Source organism: Polyangium sp. y55x31, from assembly GCF_029946505.1.
Classification (GTDB): Bacteria; Myxococcota_A; Polyangia; order Polyangiales; family Polyangiaceae; genus Polyangium.
In genome coordinates, this window is the sequence record NZ_JARZHG010000080.1 from 1 (window position 1) to 8,352 (window position 8,352).

Sequence of the window (8,352 nt, forward strand, 5' to 3'; positions counted from 1 at the left end):
GGGCTCGGCGCGCTCGGCGGCCTGCTCGGACTCGCCGGCGGCGCGGCGCCTCCGGCCACGGGCGACCTCGCGGGCGGCGGCCTCGGTGACGTCGCCGGCGCGCTCGGCGGCGCCACGGGCGCGGACGCGCTCGGCGGCATGCTCCAGCTCGTCGGCACGTTCGTGTATCCGTCGCTCAAGGCGATCTTCGAGACGAACACCCGCCGCGTCACGCTCACGGTCACGTGGACCGAGGGCAGCCGCGAGCATTCGTTCGATCTCGTGCAATGGGTGACGAACCCGAAGCCTTCGCTCGTCACGAACGACCAGCTCGACGCCGTCGAGTCCGGAATGAACCCCACGGGCGGCGGCAATCCCACGGGCGGCGGCAATCCCACGGGCGGCTTCAATCCCACGGGCGGCGGGCCCACGGGCGGCGGCAATCCGTTCGGCGGCGGCAATCCGTTCGGCGGCGGTCGTCCGGGAGGCATGGGCCGATGAAAACGCGTCGTCGTGCTTCGATTCGTGGCCTCACGCTCCTCGAGGCGATGGTCTCGATCGGCGTCCTCGCCCTCATCGGATCGCTCATTTATGGCGCGTTCGACGGCATGTCCCGCTCGCGCAAGGGCATCTCGGGGATGAACGACCGCTACCACCAGGGCCGCGCCGCCATTCAACGAATGTCGCGCGAGATCCAGGCGGCGTTCGTCTCCAAGCACGGCGATTACACGAACAGCTCCACGATGATCTCGCAGCAGGTCCGCAAGACCGGGTTCATCGGCCAGGACGAGGGCTCGTTCGATCGCCTCGATTTCACCTCCTTCGCGCACCGCCGCCTCTCCCGCGACGCGCACGAGTCCGATCAATGCGAGATCGGCTATTTCGGCGCGCGGAACGAGGCCGGCACGATGGACCTCGTCCGGCGCGAGGACAAATACCTCGACATGGAGCCGCAGAAAGGCGGCGTCGTGAACGTCCTCGTCGAGGACGTGCAGAGCTTCGACATCCAGTATTTCGACGACACCATCTCCGAATGGGTCGACACCTGGGACACGACGCAGGTCACGGGCCAGCCGTGGCGGCTTCCCCAGCAGGTCCTCATCACGCTCGTGCTGAACGGCGGCCCCGGCGGCAAGCCGATCGTCCTCCGCTCGCGCGTCTCCCCCGCCATGCAGCTCGCCCTCGATTTCGCGAACTGAGCCATGAACGAGCCGAACCGCGAAAACGAGGCCGGGAAGAAGCGTCGCAAGCGAAAACGCGAGCGCCGCGGCGTCGCGCTGATCATGGTGCTCGGCGCGATCACCGTGCTCACGGTTTTTCTGACCGAATTGCAGCAGGAGACGACCGCCGAGCTCGCCGCCGCGCTCGCGGACAGGGACGCGCTCAAGGCCGAATACCTCGCGAAGAGCGCCGTGAATCTGTCGCGCTTGCTCATTGCCTCCGAGCCGACGATTCGCACGAGCGTCCCGTTGCCCTTGCCGTTCAAGCAGCTCCCCGTCTGGGAGTTCACCGACATCGCGCTCGGCCCCTTCAATGACGAGACCGGCATGGCCGCGTTCGGGGGGATGCTCGGCGTCGATACCTCGCAGAGCAAAGGCCTCGGCATCACGGGCGGCTCGTTCACGGTCAAGATCGTCGACGAGGATTCGAAGATCAACATCAACCGGGCCTCGCCGATCCCGGACATCGATCTCGAACGGCTCCTCGTCAGCCACATGCAGGGCCCGCAATACGCGCCGATGTTCGAGGGCACCGACCCCGACGGCCAGTATTCGACGATGCAGACGATCTGCGGCGCGATGACCGACTGGGCCGATCAGGACGAGAACCTCTCGACGTGTTACGTCGGCTCGCAGGCCCAAGGCGCGACGGGCGCCGAGGACAACTATTACCAGACGATCGGCCTCGAATATCGCCGCAAGAACGCCGCGTACGACTCGCTCGAGGAGCTGCGCCTCATCCGCGGCGTCGGCGACGACTTCTGGGCGACGTTCGTCGAGCCGAACCCGGACGATCCGAAATCACGCACGCTCACGGTCTGGGGCCAGAAGGCCGTCAACGTGAACACCGCGAACCCGCAGACCCTGCTCGCCGCGGCTTGCTCCGTCTGCTCGGGCGGCGCGGGCGCGACGCAATCGAACGCGGCGCAGGGCATTCCCCTTTGCACCGACCCGAACATCCAGGCACAGTTCCTCTCGCTGCTCGGCGTCCTCAAGGTCTTCCCGATCCCCATTTTCTCGAAACCCGCCGATTTCCCCAATCTCCTCAAGACGGGCACCGTCCCCGGGCCGCTCGGCGCGATGCTCGGTCCGATGCTCACGCCGCTGCTCGCGCAGGCGGGCCTGCCGTGCGGGCTCAACGCGGGCGCAAACAAGCAATTCACCGTCACGAGCAAGGTCTTCAGCATTTACGCCGAGGGCGTGGTCCCGGGCCGCAAGCGCACGACGCGCGTGCGCGTCCACGCCGTCGTGGACACGCGCGGCGTCAATCCGCTCACGGGCACGCCGAACGGCCCGACGCCCGGGCAGCCGCTCCCGCAGGGCGGCGGCGCGATGGGGGCGGGGACGTCCTCCGGCAGCTCGGGCACGGGGACGGTCGATCCGATGCAAGCGCTCGCCACGAACCCGCTCGGCAAGATCGTCTATTATCGCATCGAATAGTTTCCTCGAGAGAGCATCACGATGTCCAAAATCCTCGGTATCGACGTCGGCAAAGCGGTGGTCAGGGCGGCGCTCCTGCGCCTCTCGTACCGCAAGATCACGCTCGAGGCCCTCGGCGAGGCGCCCGTCACGGGCCTCGAAATCGACGCCATCCGCGCCGCCGTGGGCGGCCTTAAGGCCGACGCGATCTCCATCGCGATCTCGGGCGAGCGGACGTTCTTCCGATCGATCGACCTGCCGACCTCGGCGGTGAAGGAGATCGACAACGTCCTGCCCTTCGAGCTCGAATCCATGATCCCGTTCGAGATCACGGACGCGGTGTTCGATTATCGCATGGACAAGAACCCGGGCGGCGACACCGTGCCGATCTTCGCGGCCATCGCGCGCGTCGAGGACGTCAAGCAGCGCATCGACACCGTGCGCGAGGCGCTCGGCGTGGAGCCCGAGCGCGTCGGCACGGGCGCGCTGCCGCTCGCGAACCTCGCGGGCGTCATGCCCGAAATCGAAAAACCGTTCGGCAAAGAGGCCCCCGCGGGCGAGGCGGCGCTGCCCGTCGCGATCCTCGACCTCGGCGAGGCCACGAGCGACATCGTGATCCTGCGCGGCGGAGAGCCCGTCTTCGCGCGCACGCTCTCGCGCGGCACGCTCGGTTTGCCCGGGAGCGCGCCGGCGCTCTCGCGCGAATTGCGACAAACCCTGGCGGCGTGGCGCGCCTCGGGCGGCGGCCCGCTCGCGGGCATGTATCTCGTCGGCGGCGGGGCGAGCGCGCAGGGCGCGGAGGCGTATCTCGCGACCGAGCTCGGCATCACGATCCTGCCCTTGCCGAAGCCGCGCCTCGAAGGCGTGACGGCCGAGCAGGAATCGATGCTCCCGCGCTTCGCGAAGGCGGTTGGCCTCGCCATGGGCCTCGCCGGCAAGGCGCGTGGCCTGAACCTCCGCCAGGGGGGCCTCGCCGCCGCGCGCAGCTACCCGTTCCTCCGCGAAAAGATCCCGCTCCTCGCGGGCCTCGGCGCCGCGGTCGTCGTGAGCTTCGTCTTCAGCCTGCTCGCCCAGCACCGGAGCCTCACGGCTGAAAAGGAAATGCTGCTCTCGCGCCTCGAAACGGCGACGGGCGACGTGTTCGACGAGGAGACGAAGGAAGTCGAAAAGGCGCGCAGCATGCTCGACAAGGGCCCCGGCAGCGCCGACGAGGATCCTTTGCCGCGCGCGGACGCGTTCGACGTCATGGTGAAACTCTCGGAGGTCGTGCCGAAAGAGATCACGCACGACGTCCTCGAGTTCGACGTGAACCGCGGCCACGTCTCGATTCAAGGCACCGTCCCTTCGATCCCCGACGCGCAGGCGATCGCGGACAAGATGAAGGAGCACAAGTGCTTCAAGGACGTGAAGATCAGCCGCACCGCGCAGTTCAGCGAGGGCAAACAGAAATACGTGCTCGAGCTCGACGTGAAGTGCGAAGACAAGAAGAAGAAGACGACGAAGCCCTCGGGCACCGCTGACGCGGCGGACACGTCCTCGCCCGCGGCCGGCAAGGAGGAAGGCAAGTGACGTTCGCGGAGCGCCTGGACAAACTCGAGCCGCGCGAGCGCAAGCTGCTCGGCCTCCTCGTCGGCATCTTGGCGGCGCTCGTCGTGCTCGCCGTGCCGATCTACGCCTGGAGCGCGGTGAGCTCGTCGCGCACCGAAAACGACGAGATCCGCGCCCTCATCGACGAGGTCTACAAAGCGCGCCTCTCGGTCGCCGACCGCAAGGCGAAGCAAGACGCCCTGCTCGCGCGGTACGGCCGCCCCGCCCCCGCGCTCGCCGGCTTCATCGAGGACGCCGCGAAGCAAAATGGGATCACGATCGCGGACGCGCAGGACAAACCCGAGGTCCCGCACGGAAAGAAGTACACCGAGCGGCTCACCGTGGTGAAGATGCACAAGGTGGGGATGCTGGCGCTCGTGAAGACGATCGAAAAAATCGAGCAATCGGGCCACGCGGTCGCGGTGACGCGCCTCAACATCCGCCCGCGCGCCGGTGAGCCGGACTCGTACGAGGTGGAGCTCGGCGTGAGCGCCTACGACAGAAAGCCCGACGCGAAAGAAAAAGACAAGGACAAGGGCGAGTCGAAGGACACGGCCGAGGAGGAGAAGACCCCGTGAAGGCCCGTCTCCTGCGTATCGCGAAATTCCTCGCCTACCCGGCGCTTTATTGCTTCTGCCTCGGGCTCTTCTTTTATGTGGCCTTCCCCTGGGATCGCCTGAAGGACCGCCTCGTCGCCGAGTTCCAGGCCGCGCAAAAAGGCAAAAACGCGGGGCAACGCCTCGAGATCGACGAGCTCGATTCGTACTGGTTCACGGGCGTCGAGGCGACGGGCGTCAGGCTCTACCTGCCCCCGAGCGACGACGCGTCGTCGAGCTCGTCGGGGCCCTTCGGCAGCGGGGCCGACAAGGACAAACCCGCGCCGAAGGAGAGCGTGATCGAGATCGACGAGGTGGAGGCGCGGCTGCAGATCCTGCCGCTCTTCCTCGGCCGCGTGCGCATCAAGTTCTGGGCCCGCGCCTTCGACGGCGAGCTCAAAGGCACGGTGCCCGTCGGCGGTTCGAGCGGGCCCGTGGAGGTCGAGCTCGAAGGCGTGAACCTCGCGAAGGTCGACGTGATCAAGGACTTCCTCGGCGTGCCCGTGAAAGGCGTCGCAAAAGGGACGTTCGAGCTCACGGCTGACGGCGGGAAGTTCAGCAAGGCGAACGGCGCGCTCGACCTGACGATCGCCGAGATGGCCGTCGGCGACGGCAAATCGAAGATCAAAGGCCAGATCGCGCTGCCCGAGGCGAAGCTCGGTGATCTCGCGATCGCAGCCGAGGCGAAGGAAGGCGTCCTCAAGGTCACGAAGCTCGAAGCAAACGGGGCCGATCTCGAGCTCGCCGGCGACGGGAAAGTGAACGTGCGCGAGCCGTGGAACAACTCGACGGCCGATCTCTACGTGCGCTTCAAGTTCACCGACGCCTACCGCAACAAGAGCGATCTGACGAAGTCGCTGCTCGGCGCGCCGGGCTCGACCGCGCCGTCGCTGTTCGAGCTGGCCGATCCGAAGATCAAGAGGTCGAAGCGGCAAGACGGGTTCTACGGCTGGCACGCGCACGGATCGCTGTCGCGGCTGAAGTTCGATCCACACTCGACCGACGGTCCGGCCGCAGGTCGCGGGCGCGGCAAGGGCGACTCGCCGTTCCCCACGAAAAAACCCCCGCTGCCCCTGGGCACGTCGACGGCGAAGGAGAAGGGCGACGAGGAGCCGGCCCGCGCGCCCGCCGCCGCCGAGCCAAAGGCCGTGGAGCCGCCGCGCGAGGCGCCCCCGCCGCCGGAGCCCGCCGACAAACCCGCCCCGGCCGAGCCGTCGCCGGCGATGCCCCCCGAAGAGCTGCCCCCCGCCCCCACGCCGCGAAACCGCGGCCAGGCCGAACCCGAATGAAATGAAAAACGCCGGGCCCCTTCTGGAGCCCGGCGTTTTCGCTCGAAGCCGATCCGATCAGTTGATCGGCATCCCCTGACCCTCGCCCTGCTTCATCTCGTGGGTCTTGGGGTCGTACTTCGAGGTGCACTTCGCCATGACGAGCGTGGCCTCGAAATCGGCCGCCGACTTGAGCGAGCCCTCGACCGTGACCTGCACGCCGCCCGCGGGTACGTCGCGGAACGTGTCCGGAATGACGCACTGCGGATAACGGACCGGCAACGTCTGCTTGCCGTCCTTGCCATGAATGGTGAAGCGATACTCGCAAGGCTTGTCGCGCTTTTCGAGGGTGCCCGGCACGAGCTCGCCCTCGACGCGGACCTTGCGGCCCATCAGTTTGTCCTGCTGCGCGAGGAGCTGATCGACGGGCGTCGCATAAATGGCCGCTTCCTTGAAGCCGAACATGAAGAGGCCGACGAGCCCGCCGCCCATGACGAGCAGCGTGATCAAGAGGCCCATGCTGCTGTTCTTGGGTCGAGCCTTCTCGGCCGGCTGAGGCACCGTGAGCGGAGGCATCGCCGCCGGCCCATCGTCGTCCCGTCCAATCCCGGCCGCCTGCGCGAGCTCTTCGTCCAGCTTCTTGCTCATGACGAGCTCAGGGTAGCGAACCTTTCCGGGCAGGTCGAGGGCCAGAAAAGGAAAGCAGGGCGGGGGTCGGTTGCCCCCGCCCTGCCCTGCCCGATTCGGAGCCGAGCCCCGGTTCAGCGGTTCTGGTCCTGACCCGGCTGCTGACCGCTCTGAACGCCCTGCTGGCCCCACTGGCGCACGAAGTTGCGCGTCTGGCTACGCAGGGTGGGGACGCCGCTCGTGTCCTGGGCGAGCAGGAGGATGCGGATCTCGTTGCCCTGCTCGACGATGCCCGAGCGACCCGCCGTCTGGCCGAGGTCGAAGAGGGCGCAACGCTCCGACGCGCTGGTGGGGCGCGCCGCGCGCTGCTCACCGGCCGGCGGACTCATCGTGTACGCGATGTGGAGCGCATCGCCGCGCAAAGTGGAGAGGTCCACGCCCGACTTGGGGGTCGCGATGATCGCGACGCCGCCCTCGATGTCCTCGACGCGGAGGTTCGAGTGCTGGACGAGCGAGGAGCACATCTCCTGCTCGCTCAGCATGCCCGCCTGGCCCGCCTGGCCCTGGCCCCATTGCCCCGCTTGACCCTGACCCGCCTGGCCCTGGCCCCATTGCCCGGCCTGGCCATGGCCATACTGGCCCATCTGCCCCTGTTCCGCGGGGACGGCGGACTCGAAGGCCGGCGTCGCACGGTGCTGCGCACTCTGCGCGGGCTTCTCGTGGCGGCTGCACCCCACCCCGAGGGTCATGAGAGCCGCGGCACCGAGCATCGTGAGCTGCATGGTCTTCGTCATCGAAAGTCCTCCTGAGAGGTAGAGGCTTCAGCTCCGGACGCGGAAGGGCCCCGAAAGAAAGCCCTTCGTGATCCGGAAAAGCCTCCTGCCGTTCGTCGGGCATTGCAGCCGACGTGCCCCCGAGCACGTGCGACGCGGACACCTCACGACCGGCAGGGCGTGCACGCGGTCACCGTCCAGGGACACGACGCCCCCGTGCTGCTCTTCCTGCACGCCCGGCAAAGTCCGCGTTAAGGTGGGCGCGATCGTGGCGCGCCTCCCTCGCTCTTTCCGTGTGCAAAAAGGCCCGAGTCTTCTCTTGCTCTGGCTGCTCGTCGGTAGCTCTGCCTGCTCGGGCGCGAGCGTACGTGACACGCACCCGCCGAGCGGAGGCGGGCAAACGGGCGAGCGGCGGGAGCCTCTGGCGGGGAGGCCGAGCGCGGCGGTTGGCGCGCAGGTGACGCGTTTGCCGCTGGGCGCGACGGAGGAGATCGGCTTGCCGATGTCGGTGGAGCCGGTGTTCGGGGAGGCGGCGGCGCTTCTGGTGTCGCAGGCGGCGGGCGAGCCCGAGGGGTATGTGCGGTGGGTGGAGGAATCCGGGCGGATGGGGCCGATCGTGCGGCTCGTCGATGAAAACGTGGTGCTCGGGTTCACGCGGAGTGATGGGAAGCGGGCGCTTTTGACGTCAATGGGCGGGGATCGGTTGTGTTTGTCGGTGTTCGATCGGGCGTCGGAGGTGGCGGAGACGCGGGGGTGTGAGCAGGTCGGGGACGTGAAAGCGGTGGCGGTGAGCGGGGAGCGGGTGGCGCTGATCTCGGTGGCGACGGTGGCTTCGGGGTCGGGGGATCGGCGCGGGGGCGTTTCTTTTTTGGGGGCGGGGGCG

General features: G+C 68.0%; 8 protein-coding genes and 1 pseudogene. 7 read left to right on the forward strand and 2 right to left on the reverse strand.

All coding sequences use genetic code 11. From position 1 onward, the window contains the following. The 6 genes and pseudogenes from QHF84_RS49760 to gspN all read left to right on the forward strand — a co-directional run. Positions 1-480: pseudogene (locus tag QHF84_RS49760) on the forward strand (hypothetical protein); the annotation flags it as partial. Next, on the forward strand, positions 477-1,178 hold the full coding sequence (locus QHF84_RS49765) for a type II secretion system protein GspJ (protein ID WP_281320720.1): 702 nt from the start codon (positions 477-479) through the stop codon (positions 1,176-1,178). The pseudogene QHF84_RS49760 and the gene QHF84_RS49765, both read left to right, overlap by 4 nt. A gap of 3 nt (positions 1,179-1,181) precedes the next feature. Then, complete coding sequence (locus tag QHF84_RS49770) at positions 1,182-2,639, forward strand: type II secretion system protein GspK (RefSeq protein WP_281320721.1); 1,458 nt, start codon at positions 1,182-1,184, stop codon at positions 2,637-2,639. A gap of 21 nt (positions 2,640-2,660) precedes the next feature. Next, positions 2,661-4,187 carry a pilus assembly protein PilM gene (gene pilM / locus QHF84_RS49775; RefSeq protein WP_281320722.1) on the forward strand — a complete coding sequence of 509 codons (1,527 nt, stop codon included), beginning with the start codon at positions 2,661-2,663 and terminating at the stop codon, positions 4,185-4,187. Continuing rightward, positions 4,184-4,783, forward strand: coding sequence for a hypothetical protein (locus tag QHF84_RS49780; RefSeq protein ID WP_281320723.1), 600 nt, complete (start codon positions 4,184-4,186; stop codon positions 4,781-4,783). The genes pilM and QHF84_RS49780 overlap by 4 nt, the downstream gene beginning before the upstream one ends. Then, positions 4,780-6,090 (forward strand): type II secretion system protein GspN, encoded by a 1,311-nt coding sequence (gene gspN / locus QHF84_RS49785; protein WP_281320724.1) that lies wholly within the window; start codon positions 4,780-4,782, stop codon positions 6,088-6,090. Before QHF84_RS49780 ends, gspN begins: the two co-directional genes overlap by 4 nt. 57 nt (positions 6,091-6,147) lie before the next feature. On the opposite strand, the gene QHF84_RS49790 is transcribed toward gspN, so the two are convergent. Further along, positions 6,148-6,717 (reverse strand): cytochrome c maturation protein CcmE, encoded by a 570-nt coding sequence (locus QHF84_RS49790; RefSeq protein ID WP_281320725.1) that lies wholly within the window; start codon positions 6,715-6,717, stop codon positions 6,148-6,150. Positions 6,718-6,830: 113 nt separating this feature from the next. Further along, complete coding sequence (locus QHF84_RS49795; protein ID WP_281320726.1) at positions 6,831-7,490, reverse strand: hypothetical protein; 660 nt, start codon at positions 7,488-7,490, stop codon at positions 6,831-6,833. Between the two features lie 247 nt (positions 7,491-7,737). Here QHF84_RS49795 and QHF84_RS49800 point away from each other — a divergent pair. Further along, positions 7,738-8,352: hypothetical protein (locus QHF84_RS49800; RefSeq protein ID WP_281320727.1), on the forward strand; the 615-nt coding region annotated here is incomplete at its 3' end.